Annotated in this window: 31 protein-coding genes; 1 reads left to right on the top strand and 30 read right to left on the bottom strand. The window is 63.9% G+C overall.

Annotation, left to right across the window (positions count from 1 at the left end; all coding sequences use genetic code 11):
* Window positions 1-10 precede the first annotated feature (10 nt).
* The 9 genes from rplQ to AC3WN8_RS06525 form a co-directional block, all read right to left on the bottom strand.
* Window positions 11-433: a 50S ribosomal protein L17 gene (gene rplQ / locus AC3WN8_RS06565; RefSeq protein WP_492668591.1), complete on the bottom strand. Its 423-nt coding sequence runs from the start codon at window positions 431-433 to the stop codon at window positions 11-13.
* 202 nt (window positions 434-635) lie between these two features.
* The gene (locus tag AC3WN8_RS06560; RefSeq protein ID WP_492668590.1) at window positions 636-1,697 is read right to left on the bottom strand and encodes a DNA-directed RNA polymerase subunit alpha; all 1,062 of its coding nucleotides are present in this window, start codon (window positions 1,695-1,697) and stop codon (window positions 636-638) included.
* A gap of 85 nt (window positions 1,698-1,782) precedes the next feature.
* On the bottom strand, window positions 1,783-2,172 hold the full coding sequence (gene rpsK / locus AC3WN8_RS06555) for a 30S ribosomal protein S11 (protein WP_489070883.1): 390 nt from the start codon (window positions 2,170-2,172) through the stop codon (window positions 1,783-1,785).
* Between the two features lie 34 nt (window positions 2,173-2,206).
* Window positions 2,207-2,575 carry a 30S ribosomal protein S13 gene (gene rpsM, locus AC3WN8_RS06550; RefSeq protein ID WP_489070885.1) on the bottom strand — a complete coding sequence of 123 codons (369 nt, stop codon included), beginning with the start codon at window positions 2,573-2,575 and terminating at the stop codon, window positions 2,207-2,209.
* 171 nt (window positions 2,576-2,746) lie between these two features.
* Window positions 2,747-4,102, bottom strand: coding sequence for a sensor histidine kinase (locus AC3WN8_RS06545; protein WP_492668589.1), 1,356 nt, complete (start codon window positions 4,100-4,102; stop codon window positions 2,747-2,749).
* Between the two features lie 4 nt (window positions 4,103-4,106).
* Complete coding sequence (locus AC3WN8_RS06540) at window positions 4,107-4,799, bottom strand: winged helix-turn-helix domain-containing protein (protein ID WP_492668588.1); 693 nt, start codon at window positions 4,797-4,799, stop codon at window positions 4,107-4,109.
* A gap of 139 nt (window positions 4,800-4,938) precedes the next feature.
* Entirely contained in the window at window positions 4,939-5,088 is a 150-nt protein-coding gene (locus AC3WN8_RS06535) for a hypothetical protein (protein WP_492668587.1), read from the bottom strand.
* A 199-nt stretch (window positions 5,089-5,287) separates the two neighbouring features.
* A complete protein-coding gene (gdhA, locus tag AC3WN8_RS06530) occupies window positions 5,288-6,643 on the bottom strand; it encodes an NADP-specific glutamate dehydrogenase (protein WP_492668586.1) in 1,356 nt (451 codons plus the stop codon).
* Between the two features lie 124 nt (window positions 6,644-6,767).
* Window positions 6,768-7,319: an SRPBCC family protein gene (locus AC3WN8_RS06525; RefSeq protein ID WP_492668585.1), complete on the bottom strand. Its 552-nt coding sequence runs from the start codon at window positions 7,317-7,319 to the stop codon at window positions 6,768-6,770.
* Between the two features lie 145 nt (window positions 7,320-7,464).
* Between AC3WN8_RS06525 and AC3WN8_RS06520 the strand changes: the two genes are divergently transcribed.
* The gene (locus tag AC3WN8_RS06520; RefSeq protein WP_492668584.1) at window positions 7,465-7,596 is read left to right on the top strand and encodes a hypothetical protein; all 132 of its coding nucleotides are present in this window, start codon (window positions 7,465-7,467) and stop codon (window positions 7,594-7,596) included.
* A gap of 58 nt (window positions 7,597-7,654) precedes the next feature.
* Here the strand turns inward: AC3WN8_RS06520 and AC3WN8_RS06515 are convergent, their stop codons facing one another.
* The 21 genes from AC3WN8_RS06515 to rplD all read right to left on the bottom strand — a co-directional run bounded on the left by AC3WN8_RS06515 (window position 7,655) and on the right by rplD (window position 18,474).
* Window positions 7,655-8,305 carry an adenylate kinase gene (locus AC3WN8_RS06515; protein WP_492668583.1) on the bottom strand — a complete coding sequence of 217 codons (651 nt, stop codon included), beginning with the start codon at window positions 8,303-8,305 and terminating at the stop codon, window positions 7,655-7,657.
* 136 nt (window positions 8,306-8,441) lie between these two features.
* Entirely contained in the window at window positions 8,442-9,809 is a 1,368-nt protein-coding gene (gene secY, locus AC3WN8_RS06510; RefSeq protein ID WP_492668582.1) for a preprotein translocase subunit SecY, read from the bottom strand.
* Between the two features lie 111 nt (window positions 9,810-9,920).
* Window positions 9,921-10,454 (bottom strand): 50S ribosomal protein L15, encoded by a 534-nt coding sequence (rplO, locus tag AC3WN8_RS06505; protein WP_492668581.1) that lies wholly within the window; start codon window positions 10,452-10,454, stop codon window positions 9,921-9,923.
* Between the two features lie 63 nt (window positions 10,455-10,517).
* Window positions 10,518-10,694: a 50S ribosomal protein L30 gene (gene rpmD / locus AC3WN8_RS06500; RefSeq protein WP_492668580.1), complete on the bottom strand. Its 177-nt coding sequence runs from the start codon at window positions 10,692-10,694 to the stop codon at window positions 10,518-10,520.
* A 5-nt stretch (window positions 10,695-10,699) separates the two neighbouring features.
* Complete coding sequence (gene rpsE / locus AC3WN8_RS06495; protein WP_492668579.1) at window positions 10,700-11,416, bottom strand: 30S ribosomal protein S5; 717 nt, start codon at window positions 11,414-11,416, stop codon at window positions 10,700-10,702.
* 2 nt (window positions 11,417-11,418) lie between these two features.
* Entirely contained in the window at window positions 11,419-11,772 is a 354-nt protein-coding gene (rplR, locus tag AC3WN8_RS06490; protein ID WP_222989379.1) for a 50S ribosomal protein L18, read from the bottom strand.
* Between the two features lie 3 nt (window positions 11,773-11,775).
* Complete coding sequence (gene rplF, locus AC3WN8_RS06485) at window positions 11,776-12,309, bottom strand: 50S ribosomal protein L6 (RefSeq protein ID WP_492668578.1); 534 nt, start codon at window positions 12,307-12,309, stop codon at window positions 11,776-11,778.
* Window positions 12,309-12,704, bottom strand: a complete 396-nt coding sequence (gene rpsH, locus AC3WN8_RS06480) for a 30S ribosomal protein S8 (RefSeq protein ID WP_492668577.1) — start codon at window positions 12,702-12,704, stop codon at window positions 12,309-12,311. The genes rplF and rpsH overlap by 1 nt, the downstream gene beginning before the upstream one ends.
* 10 nt (window positions 12,705-12,714) lie before the next feature.
* Complete coding sequence (gene rpsN / locus AC3WN8_RS06475; protein ID WP_492668576.1) at window positions 12,715-13,020, bottom strand: 30S ribosomal protein S14; 306 nt, start codon at window positions 13,018-13,020, stop codon at window positions 12,715-12,717.
* A gap of 38 nt (window positions 13,021-13,058) precedes the next feature.
* The gene (gene rplE / locus AC3WN8_RS06470; protein WP_492668575.1) at window positions 13,059-13,634 is read right to left on the bottom strand and encodes a 50S ribosomal protein L5; all 576 of its coding nucleotides are present in this window, start codon (window positions 13,632-13,634) and stop codon (window positions 13,059-13,061) included.
* Window positions 13,627-13,947 (bottom strand): 50S ribosomal protein L24, encoded by a 321-nt coding sequence (gene rplX / locus AC3WN8_RS06465; RefSeq protein ID WP_492668574.1) that lies wholly within the window; start codon window positions 13,945-13,947, stop codon window positions 13,627-13,629. The genes rplE and rplX overlap by 8 nt, the downstream gene beginning before the upstream one ends.
* A 1-nt stretch (window position 13,948) precedes the next feature.
* Complete coding sequence (rplN, locus tag AC3WN8_RS06460; RefSeq protein WP_492668573.1) at window positions 13,949-14,317, bottom strand: 50S ribosomal protein L14; 369 nt, start codon at window positions 14,315-14,317, stop codon at window positions 13,949-13,951.
* Window positions 14,318-14,376: 59 nt separating this feature from the next.
* Complete coding sequence (rpsQ, locus tag AC3WN8_RS06455; protein WP_492668572.1) at window positions 14,377-14,646, bottom strand: 30S ribosomal protein S17; 270 nt, start codon at window positions 14,644-14,646, stop codon at window positions 14,377-14,379.
* Between the two features lie 12 nt (window positions 14,647-14,658).
* Window positions 14,659-14,880: a 50S ribosomal protein L29 gene (rpmC, locus tag AC3WN8_RS06450; protein WP_492668571.1), complete on the bottom strand. Its 222-nt coding sequence runs from the start codon at window positions 14,878-14,880 to the stop codon at window positions 14,659-14,661.
* Window positions 14,881-14,892: 12 nt separating this feature from the next.
* Window positions 14,893-15,315, bottom strand: coding sequence for a 50S ribosomal protein L16 (gene rplP, locus AC3WN8_RS06445; protein ID WP_222989371.1), 423 nt, complete (start codon window positions 15,313-15,315; stop codon window positions 14,893-14,895).
* A gap of 20 nt (window positions 15,316-15,335) precedes the next feature.
* Window positions 15,336-16,031, bottom strand: a complete 696-nt coding sequence (gene rpsC / locus AC3WN8_RS06440; protein WP_492668570.1) for a 30S ribosomal protein S3 — start codon at window positions 16,029-16,031, stop codon at window positions 15,336-15,338.
* Window positions 16,031-16,408, bottom strand: a complete 378-nt coding sequence (rplV, locus tag AC3WN8_RS06435; RefSeq protein WP_492668569.1) for a 50S ribosomal protein L22 — start codon at window positions 16,406-16,408, stop codon at window positions 16,031-16,033. The genes rpsC and rplV overlap by 1 nt, the downstream gene beginning before the upstream one ends.
* Window positions 16,408-16,683: a 30S ribosomal protein S19 gene (gene rpsS / locus AC3WN8_RS06430; protein WP_492668568.1), complete on the bottom strand. Its 276-nt coding sequence runs from the start codon at window positions 16,681-16,683 to the stop codon at window positions 16,408-16,410. Before rpsS ends, rplV begins: the two co-directional genes overlap by 1 nt.
* Window positions 16,684-16,686: 3 nt before the next feature.
* Complete coding sequence (rplB, locus tag AC3WN8_RS06425) at window positions 16,687-17,538, bottom strand: 50S ribosomal protein L2 (RefSeq protein ID WP_492668567.1); 852 nt, start codon at window positions 17,536-17,538, stop codon at window positions 16,687-16,689.
* Window positions 17,538-17,855, bottom strand: a complete 318-nt coding sequence (locus AC3WN8_RS06420; RefSeq protein ID WP_492668566.1) for a 50S ribosomal protein L23 — start codon at window positions 17,853-17,855, stop codon at window positions 17,538-17,540. Before AC3WN8_RS06420 ends, rplB begins: the two co-directional genes overlap by 1 nt.
* Window positions 17,848-18,474, bottom strand: coding sequence for a 50S ribosomal protein L4 (gene rplD / locus AC3WN8_RS06415; RefSeq protein ID WP_492668565.1), 627 nt, complete (start codon window positions 18,472-18,474; stop codon window positions 17,848-17,850). The genes AC3WN8_RS06420 and rplD overlap by 8 nt, the downstream gene beginning before the upstream one ends.

Genomic DNA, 18,474 nt, shown 5'->3' with positions numbered 1-18,474 from the left:
TCAACGCTGCTTACGCGGCGTCGGCATATTCGTCATCGCTCAGCACCGGGCCGGAATCCTGCCCCTTGGCGCTGACGTCGCGATCGACGAGTTCGATATAGGCGATCGCCGCCGCATCCGAGGCGCGGAAACCGGCCTTGATGACGCGGGTATAGCCGCCGTTGCGATCCTTGTAGCGATCCGCCAGCACCTCGAAGAGCTTCTTCAGCTGGGTATCGTCGAGCAGCCGGGCATGCGCCAGGCGGCGGTTCGACAGGCCGCCCTTCTTCGCCAGGGTGATCAGCTTCTCCACATAGGGGCGAAGCTCTTTGGCCTTGGCGGTGGTGGTCAGGATCTGCTCATGCTTGATGAGCGCCGCCGCCATGTTGCGGAACAGGGCCGCGCGATGGGACGAGGTACGTTGCAGCTTACGGCCGCCGACGCGATGACGCATGGTAATCTTCCTTCAGTTCGTTCGGGGGCCGTATAGCGAACCCATCAAAGCGGTACTTTGATGGAGACCCGCTGGTACCCCGGACCAGGCGGTGCGAAACGGGCCACCGCCGAAAACCCTTGAAATCGTCTCGTCACTCCAGCGGCAGCCGGAATGCGAAGCCGGAAATCCGGGTCGAAGCCAGGCTTCGACCCGATGGGCGTCAGCCCATGATTTCCTGTTCCAGCTTCTTGGCCATTTCCTCGATATTCTCGGGCGGCCAGCCGGGGATCTCCATGCCGAGGCGCAGGCCCATGCTGGAGAGGACTTCCTTGATCTCATTGAGCGACTTGCGGCCGAAATTCGGCGTACGCAGCATCTCCGCTTCGGTCTTCTGCACCAGATCGCCGATATAGATGATGTTGTCGTTCTTGAGGCAGTTGGCCGAACGCACCGACAGTTCCAGCTCGTCCACCTTCTTGAGCAGGTAGCGGTTGATCTGGTTGGTGTCGCTCTCGCCTTCCGACGAAGCGGGAGCGGCCATGCCGATCGGCGCGGACGACTGGATCATCTGGTCGTCGAAGTGGACGAACAGCTGGAGCTGGTCCTGAAGGATGCGCGCGGCATAGGCCAGCGCATCTTCCGGCGTCACGGTGCCATCGGTGTCGAGCGTCAGGGTGAGCTTGTCGTAATCGAGCTCCTGGCCGACGCGGGTGTTCTCGACCTTATAGGCGACCTGGCGGACCGGCGAATAGAGCGCGTCGATCGGAATCAGGCCGATCGGCGCGTCGGCCGGGCGGTTGGCGGCGGCGGGCACATAGCCTTTGCCGACATCCGCGGTCAGTTCCATGTTCAGCGTCGCACCCTCGTCGAGGTGGCAGATCACCAGATCCGAGTTCATCACTTCGATGTCGCCCGAGACGGAGATCATGCCGGCGGTCACTTCCGCCGGCCCGGTCGCCGAAAGCTGGAGCCGCTTGGGGCCCTCGCCTTCCATCCTGAGCGCGATCTGCTTCACGTTGAGGACGATATCGGTCACGTCCTCACGAACACCGGCGAGGCTGGAGAACTCGTGGAGCACGTTCTCGATACGGATCGAAGTCACCGCAGCACCCTGGAGCGACGAAAGCAGCACGCGACGCAACGCGTTGCCGAGCGTCAGGCCGAAGCCGCGCTCCAGCGGCTCGGCGACGAAGGTCGCCTTGCGCTTGCTGTCTCCGCCTGCTTTCTTTTCCAGGCCATTGGGCTTCTTCATTTCCTGCCAGTTCTTTGCATTGACAGACACGGGCTTCCCCTTGGCTTTGGGCGGACACGAACGGTCCGCCGGGATAAACTGCAAGAACGCCGCGCGGTTGCGCGGCGTCCAGGAATCAGACGCGGCGACGCTTGGAGGGGCGCACGCCGTTGTGCGGGATCGGCGTCACATCGCGGATCGACGTGATGTTGAAACCGACCGCCTGAAGCGCGCGAAGCGCGGATTCACGACCCGAACCCGGACCCTTCACCTCGACCTCGAGCGTGCGGACGCCGTGCTCGGCGGCCTTCTTGCCCGCGTCCTCGGCGGCAACCTGGGCAGCATAGGGCGTCGACTTGCGGCTGCCCTTGAAACCCATCATGCCGGCGGACGACCAGGAAATCGCATTGCCCTGCGCGTCGGTGATGGTGATCATCGTGTTGTTGAAGCTGGCGTTCACATGCGCGACGCCGGAAGTGATGTTCTTGCGCTCGCGACGGCGAATGCGCTGCGGTTCACGTGCCATTGGATATATCCTGACCTGTATCTAGCCCGCGGGCTTACTTCTTCTTGCCGGCGATCGGCTTGGCCTTGCCCTTGCGGGTGCGCGCATTGGTGTGCGTGCGCTGGCCACGAACGGGCAGCCCCTTGCGGTGACGCAGGCCGCGATAGCAGGCCAGGTCCATAAGACGCTTGATGTTCATCGCGGTCTCGCGACGCAGGTCGCCTTCCACGGTGTGATCGGCGTCGATCGTCTCGCGGATCTGAAGCACTTCCTGGTCCGACAGGTCCTGAACGCGGCGCTCGGACGCAATGCCCAGCTTCTCCGTGATCGCCTTGGCCTTGGCCGGGCCGATTCCGTGAATATACTGAAGCGCGATCAGCACGCGCTTGTTGGTCGGGATGTTGACACCCGCAATACGAGCCATTCTTCTTTCTCCTGCTCCACGGGTGACTTTGGCACGGCCACCCATCTCAACGCCTGACTCCCGAAACGCAAGAAATCGGCGAGCGCAAGAAAGCGCCGCCGGGAACCGGTGTTTCGGAATATGTTGGATTTAGGCTTGCCGCGGGAGAGAGTCAAGCGGCAGCGGGCTTTCTCAGCCACGCGACCCCAGGCCCGCCGGCAGGATCATGCGCGCGGCAAGACCGGGGGCATTGTCCGCCAGCTCCAGTCGCCCGCCATGCATCCGGCTGACCGCTTCCACAAGTGCCAAACCGAGCCCTGCGCCAGGACGAGACCGGGCAACGTCCAGCCGGCCGAAGCGGCGGCGCGCCTCGGCTTCCTCTTCCCGCGTGATACCAGATCCGCGATCCTCGACCACCAGGGCGAGTTCGCCCGCATGCGCGCGCAGGCGAACCGCGATCGCATCATTGCCGTCGCCATGGCAGCCATGCCGGATCGCATTGTCGACCAGATTGGCCAGCGCCTGCGACAGCAGTTCGCGATGCGCCCGCATCGGCAGGATCGGTCCCTCGATAGTCGAGGTGAATGCGATTCGCGCATCCTCCATCACCGGCTCGTACATGTCGCAGAGATCGCTCACCAGCGCGCCCGGCTCGATCCAGTCGAACTGCGAACGACCATGCATGGTTTCGAGTCGCCCGATCTCGAGCAAGGTCGAGAGCATCCGCATGATGATGTCGGTTTCCTGCAACAAGCCGTTCAGCGCAGCATCGCGCTGCGGCCCGTCGCCCAGCGCGACCGCGCGCTCCACCTTGACGCGAAGCCGCGACAGCGGCGACCGGAGGTCGTGCGCCAGGCTGTTGGTGAGCAGCTGGAGCTCGTGCATCAGCCCCTCGATCCGGTCGAGCATCATGTTGACGCGGCCGGCAAGCGCGTCGAAGGCGTCCCCGCCCGAGACGATGCCCGCGCGATGCGAGAGATCCCCGGCGGCGACCGCGTCGACGACGCCCGCGATCACGCGCAGCCTGCGGCCGACGAAATAAGCGATGATCACGCCGCCAATCGCCCCCATCAGCAGCGAAAGCGCGCCCGAAACCAGCAAGGCACGCTCCAGCGCGCGCTGGAGCAACAGGCTTTCATCGGCCCTGCGGCCGTTCAACAGCCAGCCGGTCCCGACGCGGCGGACCACGAAACCCGATGGGGGTTCGCCACCCGCGGGCGGCGCAATCTGGAAGGACGCTGCCTTTTTCAGCGGAATCGGGCCCCGGACATTCCCTTGCCGCACGCGTCCGCCGGCATCGGTCAGCGCGACGATCAGATCCTCATCGCCCGACACCGTCAGTTCGCCGACTGCGCGGGCGAGCGCCTGTGCTCCACCCGACCGATAGACCGCCTGCAATGCGTCGGCCTGTTCGGTGACCTCGCTCTCGAGCCGCGCCACCGCATCGTCATGGGTCTGGATGCGGACATAGCCGATCACCGCCAGGTTCGACGCGAAGACCAGCAAAGCGGCGAGTGCGGCAAGGCGGGCAGTGGTCGATATCCGCATCGCATCAGGGCTCCGACGACAGCCTGTAGCCGGCGCCGCGGACGGTGTGGAGCAGCGGACGATCGCAGCCTTCGTCGATCTTGCGGCGCAGGCGGCCGATATGCACGTCGATGACGTTGGTGCCGGGATCGAAATGATATCCCCACAGCTTTTCGAGCATCATCGTGCGCGTCACGACATGGCCGGCATGCCGGGCAAGGAAGACGAGCAGGCTGAATTCGCGCGGGACGAGTGCGATCGGCCGATTGCCGCGCCGCACGGTTCGCGCGAGCAGGTCGATCTCGAGATCGCCGATGGTCAGCCTGGCGTCGCCGGCATTTGCGGCCGCGCGTTCCGCGCGACGCAGCAGGGCCTCGGCGCGCACCATCAGTTCCGCCAGCGAAAAGGGTTTGGTCACATAATCGTCCGACCCGTCGCGAAGCCCGTCGATCCGGTCCTCCACCGATCCGAGCGCGGACAGGATGATCGACGGCGTGCCGATATTGGCCGCGCGCAAGGCGCGAACGACCGACAATCCATCCATGCCCGGCATCATCCGGTCGACGATGAGCAGATCGTAGCTGTCCTCGCTGGCGAGGAAGAAGCCTTCACGGCCATTGCCCGTGCTGTCGACGACATAACCCGCCTCGCCCAGCCCCCTGGCGACATAGTCGGCAGTCGCCGCATCGTCTTCCATGATCAGGATCTTGCGGCTCATGGACGCGTCTCCAGTCATGTCCTTCGGGCCGGCTCAACTCGACAAGCCAGCGTTTCGCCGATCGCCGACGCGGTTGGCCCGGCGGAGAAGAGGAAGCTCCGCCGGGCCCGCCGGGAGGATCGTCTGAGGAGTATCAGGGTCAGCTGGTCTTCGCGGCGGTTGCCTTCTTGGCCTTCTTCTCGTGTTTCACGACCTTGTGCACGGCTGGCTTGTCCGACTTGGCGGCGGCGATCGTCGGCACGGCGACGAGGCCGGCCATGACCAGCGAGGCGACGAGAGTCTTGCGCATCCTGTTTTCTCCTTCAACCGAGCACCCATCGCTCGGGTCGATCCAGGATGTAGCAGCCCGCTCCGCTCGCCCCGGTGACGGGCAGATGAAGAAATTGTCATGCGCGGTGGATGACGGGAGACCTCTCTCCTCCCCACGCTGCGCGCAGGGAGGGGAGGGAATTCCCACACCGAACAAAAACCCTCGACCGCGCCGCCCGCTACACCACCCCATAAGCGAGCATCGCATCGGCCACTTTCTTGAAGCCCGCGATGTTCGCGCCCTTCACATAGTCGACATAGTCGTCGGTCACCCGGCCGTAGCGCAGGCAGCTGGCATGGATACCGGCCATGATATCGAGCAGCAATTGCTGGAGCTCGGCCTCCTTCCACGACCGGCGCTCCGAATTCTGGCTCATTTCCAGCCCCGAGACAGCGACACCGCCGGCATTCGCCGCCTTGCCCGGCGCGAAGAGGATTCGCGCATCCTTGAAGATATGCACGCCCGCCAGGTCGGTCGGCATATTGGCCCCCTCGGAAACCGCGATACAGCCATTGGCGACCAGAGTCCGCGCATCCTCCCCCAGCAATTCGTTCTGCGTCGCACAGGGCAGCGCCACATCGCACGGCACGCCCCAGGGCGTCCGCCCCTCGGTGAAGCTGGCGCGCGGATATTGCGCGACATAATCGGAGATGCGGCCGCGCGTGTGCGTCTTGTGGTGTTTCACCCAGTCGATCTTCTCCAGATCGATGCCGTCGGGATCATGGATGAAGCCCGCCGAGTCCGACAGGGTCAGCACCTTGCCGCCAAGCTGCGTCACCTTTTCCGCCGCGTGCGTCGCGACGTTGCCCGATCCCGAGATCACCGCGGTCATCCCGCTCAGGTCGCGCCCCTTGGTCGCGAGCATATTCTGCAGGAAATAGGTGGCGCCATAGCCGGTCGCCTCCGTCCGGATCAGCGAACCGCCATATTCCAGCCCCTTACCCGTCAGCACGCCGGTGAACTGGTTGGTGATCCGTTTATACTGGCCGAACATATAGCCGATCTCGCGTCCGCCCACGCCGATATCACCGGCCGGCACATCGACGTCCGCGCCGACATGCCGGTAAAGCTCGGTCATGAAGCTCTGGCAGAAGCGCATGACCTCACGATCGCTCTTGCCCTTCGGATTGAAGTTCGCGCCGCCCTTGCCGCCGCCCATGGGCAGGCCGGTCAGCGCGTTCTTGAAGGTCTGTTCGAAGGCGAGGAATTTGAGCACGCTTTCGGTGACCGACGGATGGAAGCGGATGCCGCCCTTGTACGGCCCGATCGCATTGTTGTTTTGCACGCGCCAGCCGCGCTGGACGCGGATATTGCCGGCATCGTCCTCCCAGCAGACGCGGAACGAGATGATCCGGTCCGGCTCGGCGATGCGGCGCAATATCTGCTGGGAGTGATATTGCTCCTTGTCCTCGATAAAGTCGAAAATGTCCTCCGACACCTCCTGCACCGCCTGACAGAATTCGGGCTGTCCGGGATTACGCTTCTTCACCCCCTCCATGAAGGTGGGCAGATCGACATGATCGGTTATCGCCATTTGCTTCGCCCCCGCCGTTCGTTCCAAACGCAGCACAGGCGACCCACGGCGGCCCGCTCGAGTCGGCGGTCGTCCGTGGAAGGAGGTTAAACCTCCTTCCGTCCGAATCAATTGGTCCGAAGATCTATTGCGCGGGGGCCGCGTCGACGAACGCCTTGAGGCCCGCGACCTGCTCGCCCAGCACCTTGTCGACCAGCGGCGCGATGGCGGCGGTGCCGCCGTCCGCAGCGACATGGCCGCCCAGCACATAGCTGACCGCGATGGCCGTGCCGCCGCCTTCGGCGGGCTTGAGCGTGAAAGTCATGATGCCGATCACAGGATGAGCCTGGAGCGGCCCGAACGCGCCCTGGAGACGTAGCACCTTGCCGGGTTGGGCGTAGACGACCCGCGCATGTTCGATACTGCCCCGGCTGCCGCCCTCGCCCGCCAGCTTCTCGCAGAAGCAGCCGCCGGCCTGCGCGTCCATCCACAGATTGGCCGCGTCGCCGCTATAGGTATGGTCCTTGTTCCACCATCTGGCGGGCGCCTTGAGCGCGGCCCACACCTCTTCGGGCGGCTTGCTCACCGTTTCGCTGAAGACCAGTTCGAAGCCGGTATCGCTCGCCGACTTGACCTCGGCCGCCGCTGGCGCAGCCGCGAACAGCGCCAGCCCGACGAAAAGACAGATTTTGCGCATGCCCCCTCCATGTCCAACCCGATCACTCGATATTAGCGGGATTCGCTCGGGCGCACACGGATATGTGATTCACACTGTAAGAAAGTCCGCGCGCATGACACTATCGAGTCTGGCCGGGATCATGACGCGGCCAGTGGAGAATTACATGACGAACGGAGAACAGAAGCTGGTGATGCGCGGGGTCGCCGCCGGCACGCTGATGGGCCTGGCCATCGGCGGCATGATCGCGTTGCTGATCGCGATGAAACCGGAATTCTTCGCCGCGCTGATCGGCTGATCCGGCAGTCCTGTCATCTTCCCCCGCGCGCAGCGCGGAGGGGAGATTTCATATGTGATCAGGCGGGGCCGAGGATCTTTTCGATCGCCTCGGTCACCTCGGCGATGTCGGCCATGCCGTCCACCCGGCTCACCAGTCCGCGCGCATCGTAGATCGGCAGGATCGGTGCGGTCTTGGCGCGGTATTCGGCCATGCGCGTCCGGACGGTCTCCGCATTGTCGTCGGGCCGGCGCTTGAACTCATGGCTACCGCAGACGTCGCAGACATTCTCGACCTTGGGCTGCTTGAACCGGTCATGATAGCCTTCGCCGCACTTGGCGCAGGTGAAGCGGCCGGTGATACGCTCGACCAGCGCATCCTCATCGACTTCGAGTTCGATGACGTGATCGAGCGTCCGTCCGCGATCAGCCACCAGTTCGTCGAGCAATTCGGCCTGGCGCGCGGTGCGCGGATAGCCGTCGAAGATGATGCCGGTTTCCGGATCGAGCTTGTCCATATGCTCGCCCAGGATCTGCGCCATCAGCTCGTCCGGGAAGAACTTGCCGGCCTTCATGATCTCGTCGGCCATCTTGCCGACCTCGGTCCCCTCCTTCACCGCCGCACGGAGGATGTCGCCCGTCGAGAGCTGAACCATTCCGCGTTCCTCGACGAGCCGGCTGGCCTGCGTCCCCTTCCCCGCCCCCGGGGGTCCCAACAGGATGATATTCATGTGCGCAGTCTCTCCGCGTATCGTTCCAGATCAAGCTGCCCAATTCCGGAATCACGCAGCCTGACCTGGATATTCGTTTTGTCGCGATTTTCGAGTCGTTCGATGACCCCATCGAACCGCAAATCGCCTGGACCGGTCAGCGCGGCCGACCGCCCTTCAGCTTCGCCTTCTTGATCAGGTCGCCATATTGGTGCGCCAGCAAGTGGCTCTGGATCTGCGTGACCGTATCCATCGTCACATTGACGACGATCAACAGGCTGGTGCCGCCCAGATAGAAGGGGATGCCGGCGGTCGCGATCAGATATTCGGGCACCAGGCAGATCACCGTCAGATAGGCAGCGCCGATCACGGTGATGCGCGTGAGCACGAAATCCAGATAGTCGGCGGTGTTCTTGCCGGGACGGATGCCGGGGATGAAGCCGCCATAGCGCTTCAGATTGTCCGCCGTCTCTTCCGGGTTGAACACGACCGCGGTGTAGAAGAAGCAGAAGAAGATGATGCCCGCCGCATAGAGCGACATGTAGAGCGGCGAACCATGCTGCAGCGACGTCGTCACCGAGATCATGAAGTCGCCCCAGGCGCTCTCGCCCGCGGCGCGCTGTCCGGCGAACTGGACCAAAGTCAGCGGCATCAGCAGCAGCGACGAGGCGAAGATCGGCGGGATCACGCCCGCGGTGTTGATCTTGAGCGGCAGGTGGCTCTTTTCCGCCTGCATCAGCCCGCGTTGCGTCTGTCGCTTGGGATATTGGATCAGCACGCGTCGCTGCGCACGCTCCATGAAGCAGATGAACGCGATCAGGCCGAGCGCCAGGCCGATGATGCCGAGGATCACCAGCGGCTGCATCGAACCGGTACGGCCGCCTTCAAACAGGTTGACCAGCGCGCGCGGCAACTGCGAGACGATGCCCGCCATGATGATGAGCGATACGCCGTTGCCGACGCCGCGGCTGGTGATCTGCTCACCCAGCCACATCAGGAACATCGTGCCGCCGACCAGCGAGATCACCGCGGCGACGCGGAAGGCGATGCCCGGTTCGACGACCGCGGCCATGCCCTGCGCCGCGCCCCAATTCTCGAGGCCCACGGCGATGAAATAGCCCTGGATCGCGGTCAGGCCGACCGTGCCGTAGCGGGTATATTGGTTCAGCCGCTTGCGGCCGCTCTCACCCTCTTTCTTGATCGCCGTCAGCGTCGGCGACAGCGCGGTCGCCAGCTGGATGACGATCGAGGCGGTGATGTACGGCATCACGCCTAGCGCGATCACGCTCATCCGCTCGAGCGATCCGCCCGAAAAGGTGTTGAAGAAATCGAGCACGCCACCCTGCGTCGTCGCATAAAGCGTCGACAGCGCGCGCGGGTCGATGCCGGGCAGCGGGACGTGGCTCATCAATCGGAAGATGATGAGCGCGCCCAGCGTGAACCACAGGCGCTTCTTGAGCTCGGTGGCCTGCGCGAATTTCGACAGGTTGAGATTGGATGCCAGGTTGTCGGCTGCGGATGCCATGATCGTCCTTAGACCCAGAAAATAAGAGCGGCGGAACGCGTTGCCGCACCCCGCCGCCCCATATAGTGGTCGATCCGGCTTTGTCTAAGCCTGATCACGCGAGGGGCTGATTCAGCCCTTCGCCTTTTCCTTCTTCGCGGCCAGGGTCTTGCCCTTCTTGGCTGCGGCCTTCTCGGCGGCCGGAACCACCGCGATCACCTCAACCGAGCCGCCGAGCTTCTCGATGGCTTCCTTCGCGCCCTTCGACACGCCGGCAACCTTGAAAGAGAGCTTCGCGGAGAATTCGCCCTTGCCCAGGATGCGCACGCCGTCCTTGCCGCCACGCGCGAGGCCGACGGCCTTCAGCGCAGCATGGTCGATCGTGCCCTCGGTACCGAGCTTGCCGGTGTCGAGCAGCTTCTGGATCGCGCCCAGGTTCACTTCCGAGAAGTCCTTGGCGAAGATGTTGTTGAAGCCGCGCTTCGGGATACGCATGTGGAGCGGCATCTGACCGCCCTCGAAGCCGTTGATCGCAACGCCCGAACGCGCCTTGGCGCCCTTCTGGCCGCGTCCAGCGGTCTTGCCCTTGCCCGAGCCGATGCCCCGGCCAACGCGCATGCGGCCCTTGCGGGCACCTTCATTGTCGCGGATGTCATTGAGTTTCATTGTCTTGCACTCGCTTTCGCTTTTGTCGCGCTACCGCTGCCCCGAAGAGCAGCGGATATTCGTTCAATCCAGGACCTGGACCATGTGCGGCAGCTTCTTGATCATGCCGCGCACTTCGGGAGTGTCCTCCAGCTCAACCTCACGGTGCATCTTGCCGAGGCCGAGGCCCGTCAGGATCGCACGCTGGCTGGCGGGACGACGGATCGGCGAACCGATCTGCTTGATCTTGATCTTCGCCATGTCGCTTACTCCACGACCGCTTCGGCATCGGCCTGAGCGGTCTGCGAACCGCCGCGGCCGAGCAGGTCGGCGATCTTCTTGCCGCGACGCTGCGCCACGCTCTTCGGCGAGGTCTGCTCGCCGAGCGCCGCGAAGGTCGCGCGGATCATGTTGTACGGGTTGGACGTGCCGACCGACTTGGTCACCACATCGGCAACGCCGAGGCTCTCGAAGATGGCGCGCATCGGGCCACCCGCGATGATGCCGGTACCGGCAGGCGCCGACCGCAGCGTCACCTTGCCGGCGCCGAAATGGCCATTGCCGTCATGATGCAGCGTGCGACCTTCGCGCAGCGGCACGCGGATCATGGCCTTCTTGGCCGCCGCGGTCGCCTTGGAGATCGCCTCGGGCACTTCGCGGGCCTTGCCGTGGCCGAAGCCCGCACGACCCTTGCCGTCGCCGACCACGACCAGCGCGGCAAAGCCGAAGCGCTTGCCGCCCTTCACGGTCTTGGAGACGCGGTTGATGTGAACCAGCTTCTCGATCAGCTCTTCGCCGCCTTCGTCCTGGTTCTGGCCACCGCGACGATCGTCGCGCCGGCCACCACGACCACCACCGCGGTCGTTGCCGCCGCGATTGCCGCCACGGCCGCCACGCGGACCACGGGGGCCGCGGCCCTCTGCGGGAGCGCCCTCGGCTGCGGGAGTGGCTTCGACGCCCTGGATTTCAGTTTCGTCAGCCATAATCAGAACTCCAATCCGCCTTCACGCGCGGCTTCCGCCAGCGCCTTGACGCGTCCGTGAAACAGGAAGCCGCCACGGTCGAACACCACCTGGGTGACGCCCGCCTTCTTGGCAGCCTCGGCCACGCGCTTGCCGACATCGGCAGCGGCTTCGGCCGTTGCGCCGGTCTTGCCGCGCACATCCTTGTCGAGAGTCGAAGCGGACGCCACGGTACGGCCCTGGGCATCGTCGATGACCTGAGCGTAGATGTGACGGCCCGAGCGATGGACCGAGAGCCGGGGACGCAAACCGCCACGCGCCTTGAGAGCGGTCCGGACGCGCCGACGGCGGCGATCGAAGAGAGAGAGTTTCGCCATGGCTTACTTCTTCTTGCCTTCTTTGCGGAAGATAAACTCGCCGCGATATTTGATGCCCTTGCCCTTATAGGGCTCCGGCTTGCGCCAGCGACGGATCTCGGCGGCCAGCTGGCCCACCTTCTGCTTGTCGATGCCGCTGATCTCGACCGTGGTCTGATCGGGCGTCTTCACCTCGATGCCCTCGGGCACCTCGATATCGACATCATGGCTGTAGCCGAGCTGAAGCTTGAGCTTCCGGCCCTGCGCATTGGCACGATAGCCGACGCCGGTGATCTCGAGCACTTTCGAGAAACCGTCGGTGACGCCGGTCACCAGGTTCTGAACGAGCGTGCGATGCATGCCCCAGAAGGCGCGTGCACGCTTGCTCTCGTTCGCGGGCTTCACGACGATACGGCCATCCTCGATGCCATAGCTGATGTCGTCCATCATCGGCATGGTCAGCGTGCCCTTCGGTCCCTTGACCGAAAGAATGCTGCCCTCGATGCTGGCGCTGACGCCGGCGGGCACGGGAACCGGTACTTTACCGATGCGGCTCATCAGAACACCTCCGCCAGCACTTCGCCGCCGACATTCTGCTCGCGCGCTTCCGCGTCCGACAGAACGCCCTTCGGCGTCGAAACGATCGTGATGCCGAGGCCGTTGCGCACGCGCGGCAGGTCCTTCGAACCCGAATAGACGCGGCGGCCAGGCTTCGAGACGCGCGCGACATGCTGAATCGCGGGCTGGCCCTCGAAATATTTCAGCTCGATGCGCAGACCGTCATGGCCGGCAAGCTCTTCTTCCTTATAGCCGCGGATATAGCCCTCGCGCTGAAGCACGTCGAGGACGCGCGCGCGCAGCTTGGACGCGGGGGAAACCACGCTGTCCTTGCGGGCCCGCTGGCCGTTGCGGATGCGGGTGAGCAAATCACCCAGGGGATCGGTCAATGCCATCTTCTTACCCTTACCAGCTCGACTTCGTAACGCCGGGGATCAGGCCCTTATTGGCCAGATCGCGCAGCTGAATACGGCAGAGACGGAACTTGCGATAATAGGCGCGCGGACGGCCAGTGAGCTCGCAACGGTTGCGAATCCGGGTCGGATTGCCGTTACGGGGGATCTCAGCCATCTTCAGGCGCGCGATCAGGCGCTCGGTCTCGTCGAGCGTGTTGTCCGCGGCCAGTGCCTTCAGCTTCGCATAACGGCCGGCATACTTCTTCACCAGCTTCTTGCGACGCTCATTCTTGTTGATCGAACTCAGTTTCGCCATGACTTAAGTTCTCTTCCTTCTGTCAGGCAGGTCCGGCCTCAAGCCGCCTGCTTCTGCTCTTCAATCGGGAACGGGAAACCGAACAGGCGAAGCAGCTCGCGCGCTTCATCGTCGGTCTTCGCCGTGGTGGTCACGATCACGTCCATGCCGCGCACCTTTTCGATGCGGTCATAGTTGATCTCGGGGAACACGATCTGCTCCTTGAGGCCCATGGCATAATTGCCACGTCCGTCGAAGCTTTTCGGGTTCAGACCGCGAAAGTCGCGAACGCGCGGAAGCGCGATCGTCACCAGGCGGTCGAGGAACTCGTACATCCGCTCGCGGCGCAGAGTCACCTTCACACCGATCGGCATGCCTTCACGCAGCTTGAACTGCGCGATCGACTTCTTCGCCTTGGTGATGACGGGCTTCTGGCCCGCGATCAGCTCAAGCTCCGCTGCCGCGGTGTCGACCTTCTTCTTGTCCTGCGTCGCTTCGCCGACACCCATGTTCAGCACGATCTTCTCGAGCCGGGGCACCTGCATTGCGTTCTCATAGCCGAACTTCTCGGTCATCGCCTTGACGATCGTGTCGTCATAGACCTTCCGGAGTCGCGCCGTATATTTGTCAGCCATTGATGACCTCCCCGGACTTCACGGCCACACGGACCTTCTTGCCGTCCTTGGTTTCAAAGCGGACGCGCGTTGCTTTGCCCGTCTTGGGGTCGGCAATCGCGACCTTCGAGACGTGAAGCGGCGCTTCCGTGCGCTCGAGCCCGCCCTGCGGGTTCGCCTGGGTCGGCTTGCGGTGGCGGGTCGCGACGTTGACGCCGGACACGATCACCTTGCCGTCCTTGGGCAAGCTCTTGGTGACTTCACCGGTGCGGCCCTTGTCCTTGCCGGACAGAACGACAACCGTGTCACCCTTGCGGATCTTCGCGGAAGCCATCTTACAACACCTCCGGCGCGAGCGAGATGATCTTCATGAAGTTCTTCGAGCGCAGCTCGCGAACGACCGGGCCAAAGATACGGGTGCCGATCGGCTCCTCGTTCTTGTTGACCAGCACCGCGGCGTTGCCGTCGAAGCGGATCGTCGAACCGTCGGGACGATGAATGTCCTTCGCGGTGCGAACGATCACGGCGCGATGGACGTCGCCCTTCTTAACCTTGCCGCGCGGCGCCGCTTCCTTGACGGAAACGACGATCACGTCGCCGACACTCGCGGTGCGACGCTTGGAGCCGCCGAGCACCTTGATGCACTGGACGCGCTTGGCGCCGCTATTGTCGGCGACGTCAAGATTTGACTGCATCTGGATCATTGATCCGGTTCCTTCTCACTTGGCTTGCCGGGATGCCCCGGTAGTTCCCTGACTGCTTGTCAGCCTTCGACTGCGGCTTCCGGTGCCCGGTGGGTATCCACCCGGTCAACGACCTTCCACGTCTTCAGCTTCGAGATCGGCGCGGTCTCCTCGATGCGCACGGTCTCGCCTTCCTTGTACGTATTCGCCTCGTCATGGGCGTGGTACTTCTTGGACCGCTTGATGATCTTTCCGTAGAGCGGGTGCTTCACCCGGCGCTCCACCTTCACCACCACGGTCTTGTCGGTCTTGTCCGAGACGATCGTCCCGGTCAGCACGCGCTTCGGCATCTCAGATGCTCCTTACTTGCCAGCCGCAGCGGAACGCTGCGTCTGGAGCGTCTTGATCCGGGCGATCGTGCGGCGAACCTCACGCACACGGCTCGGCTTCTCGAGCTGGTTGGTGGCGGCCTGGAAGCGCAGGTTGAACTGCTCGCGCTTCATCTCGCCGAGCTGCGTCGACAGCTCGTCGTCGGTTTTCACCTTCAGATCGTCCTTCGGAGCGGCTGTGGATTTCTTTGCCATCTCTCAAATTCCTCAGTGCATCGATTCGCCAAGGCGGGCGACCACCTTGGTTTTGATCGGCAGCTTTTCCATCGCACGCTCGAAAGCGACGCGGGCCAGCGGGCCGGGAACGCCGTCCAGCTCGAACAGGATACGACCGGGCTTGACGCGCGCCGCCCAATATTCGTTCGAACCCTTGCCCTTGCCCTGGCGGACTTCGGCGGGCTTCTTCGACACCGGCACGTCGGGGAACACGCGGATCCACAAACGTCCCTGACGCTTGATGTGACGCGTGATCGCGCGGCGGGCCGCCTCGATCTGGCGCGCGGTGATCCGGTCGGGCTCAAGCGCCTTCAGGCCGAACGACCCGAAGTTCAGCGCCGTGCCGCCCTTGGCGTCGCCGTGGATGCGGCCCTTGAACGCTTTGCGGAACTTGGTCTTTTTGGGTTGCAGCATTGGAGCCTACCTCAATTCGTTCAGCGTGCCGGACGCACGCCGGAGGTCTGTGCCTCCAGCATGAGCCGATCCTGCGACATGGGATCATGGCCGAGAATCTCGCCCTTGAAGATCCAGACCTTGATGCCGCACACGCCATAAGCGGTGTGAGCCTCGGCCTCGGCATAGTCGACGTTCGCGCGCAGCGTGTGCAGCGGAACCCGGCCCTCGCGATACCATTCGGTCCGCGCGATCTCGGCGCCGCCGAGACGGCCGCCGCAGGTGATCCGGATGCCTTCCGCGCCAAGGCGGAGAGCCGACTGCACGGCGCGCTTCATCGCACGACGGAAAGCCACGCGGCGCTCGAGCTGATCAGCGACCGACTGGGCCACCAGCCTGGAGTCGATTTCCGGCTTGCGGATCTCGACGATGTTCAGGCTGACGTCCGACGACGTCATCGCGCCCAGCTTTTTGCGAAGCTTTTCGATGTCGGCGCCCTTCTTGCCGATGATCACGCCGGGGCGTGCGGCATAGATGGAAACGCGGCACAGCTTGGCCGGACGCTCGATCACGACCTTGGAGATCGCGGCCTGCGGCAGTTCCTTCATGACATACTGACGGATCCGGAGATCCTCCAGCAGCAGCCGGCCATAATCGCCGCCTTCGGCGAACCAGCGGCTGTCCCAGGTCCGGTTGATCTGGAGGCGGAGCCCGATCGGATTGCTCTTCTGACCCATTATGCTTCTTCCTGCTCACGGACCACGATGCGCACGCGGCTGAACGGCTTCACGATCCGCGACGAACGACCGCGGGCGCGGGCGGCGAAGCGCTTCATCGAGATGCTCTTGCCCACGCTCGCCTCGGACACGATCAGCGCGTCGACGTCGAGATTGTGGTTGTTCTCCGCATTGGCGATCGCGCTGGCGAGAACCTTGCGGACATCGACCGCCATCCCCTTCTTGGAGAAGGAGAGGATGTTCAGCGCGTCGCCGGCCTTCTTGTTGCGGATCAGCGCCGCGACCAGGTTCAGCTTCTGCGCCGAACCGCGGATCTGCGTGCCGACGGCAAGCGCTTCCTTGTCGCCAACGCGACGGGGGGCTTTTTCCTTGCTCATCAGCGCTTGCCCTTCTTGTCGGCGGCGTGGCCGGGGAAGTAGCGCGTGGGCGCGAATTCACCGAGCTTCATGCCGACCATATCCTCGTTCACCGAGACGGGAACGAACTTGCGGCCATTGTAGACGCTGAAGGTCAGCCCCACGAACTGCGGCAGGATGGTGGAACGACGCGACCAGGTCTTGATCGGCGCGCGGCCACCCGATTCCTGAGCGGTCTCGGCTTTCTTCAGCAGATGCAGGTCGACAAACGGACCTTTCCAGACGGAACGGGCCATGGCTTACCTCTTCTTCTTGGCGTGGCGAGAACGGATGATCATCTTGTCCGTCGCCTTGTTGTGACGAGTGCGCGCACCCTTGGTCGGCTTGCCCCAGGGCGTGACCGGATGACGGCCACCCGAGGTCCGGCCTTCACCACCGCCGTGCGGGTGATCGACAGGGTTCTTGGCGACACCGCGGGTCAGCGGGCGCTTGCCCATCCAGCGGCTGCGACCAGCCTTGGCGAAGTTCTGGTTGGCATTGTCGGGGTTCGACACTGCACCGACCGTGCCCATGCACTCGCCGCGGATATAACGCTGCTCGCCCGAGTTGAGGCGGACGATGACGAGGCCACGGTCACGACCGACGACCTGGACATAGGTGCCCGCCGAACGCGCGATCTGACCGCCCTTGCCCGGCTTCATCTCCACATTGTGGACGATGGTGCCGACCGGCATCTGACCGAGCTCCATGGCGTTGCCCGGCTTCACGTCGGTCTTCTTGCCCGCGATCACCTTGTCGCCAACGCCCAGGCGCTGCGGCGCGATGATATAGGCCAGACGCTCCTTGCCGGCTTCGTCGGGACCGTAATTGATCAGCGCGATGAACGCGGTGCGATTGGGATCATATTCGATCCGCTCGACCGTGCCCTCGACGTCCCACAGGCGGCGCTTGAAATCGACGATGCGATAGCGCTGCTTGTGGCCGCCGGCGATGCCGCGCGACGTCACGTGACCCTTGTTGTTGCGGCCACCCGTCTTGCGCTTGCCTTCGGTCAGCGCCTTGACGGGCTTGCCCTTGTGCAACGCAGAGCGGTCGACGAGGATCAGGCCGCGTCGGGCCGGGCTCGTCGGGTTGTAATGCTTGAGTGCCATTACGCCTTAACCCCTTCGGTCACGTCGATCGAATCGCCGGCCTTCAGCGTCACGATCGCTTTCTTCACGTCCGAGCGCGTATACGGCTTGCCCTTCCAGCGCTTGGTCTTGCCCTTGACGACCAGCGTGTTCACGCCGGTGACCTTGACGTCGAACAGCGCCTCGACGGCCGCCTTGATCTGCGGCTTGGTGGCGTCACCCGCCACCTTGAACACAACGGCGTTGTGCTCGCTCAACAGGGTCGACTTCTCGGTGATGTGCGGAGCGACCACCACGTCATAGTGGCGATTGTCCACGGCGTTCTGCTTCTTAGCCATTGAACCGCGCCTCCAGCTTTTCGACAGCGGCGCGGGTCAGCACCAGCGTGTCGGCTTTAAGAATGTCATAGACGTTCGCGCCGATCGCCGGGAGCACGTTGATCGCGTGCAGGTTGGCCGATGCCAGCGCGAAGCTCTGCTCGACGCTTTCGCCATCGATCACCAGTGCGCTCTTGCCGAAGCCCAGCTTCGCCAGATCGGCTGCCAGCGCCTTGGTCTTGCCATCCTTCACTTCGAGGCTGTCCATCACGATGAGCTGTCCGGCCTTCGCCTTGGACGACAGCGCCATGCGGAGCCCCAGTGCACGAATCTTCTTGTTCAGCGACGGATTGAAGTCGCGAACGCGAGGACCGTGGGCCTTGCCGCCGCCGATGAAGATCGGGGCGCGACGATCGCCGTGACGCGCCGTACCGCCGCCCTTCTGGCGACCGAACTTCTTGCCGGTGCGTGCGACATCCGAACGCTCACGGGCACCACGGGCGGTGCCGCGGGCCTTTTCGAGCTGCCAGGTGACGACGCGGTGCAGGATGTCGGCGCGCGGCTCGAGGCCGAACACGGCATCATTGAGCTCGATATCGCCTTTGCCCTTGGCGTCGAGGGTTTGAACCTTGACCTTCAC

It is taken from the genome of Sphingobium sp. FW305-3-2-15-F-TSA7, from assembly GCF_058787155.1.
This window is presented reverse-complemented; position numbering and strand designations above follow the sequence as displayed.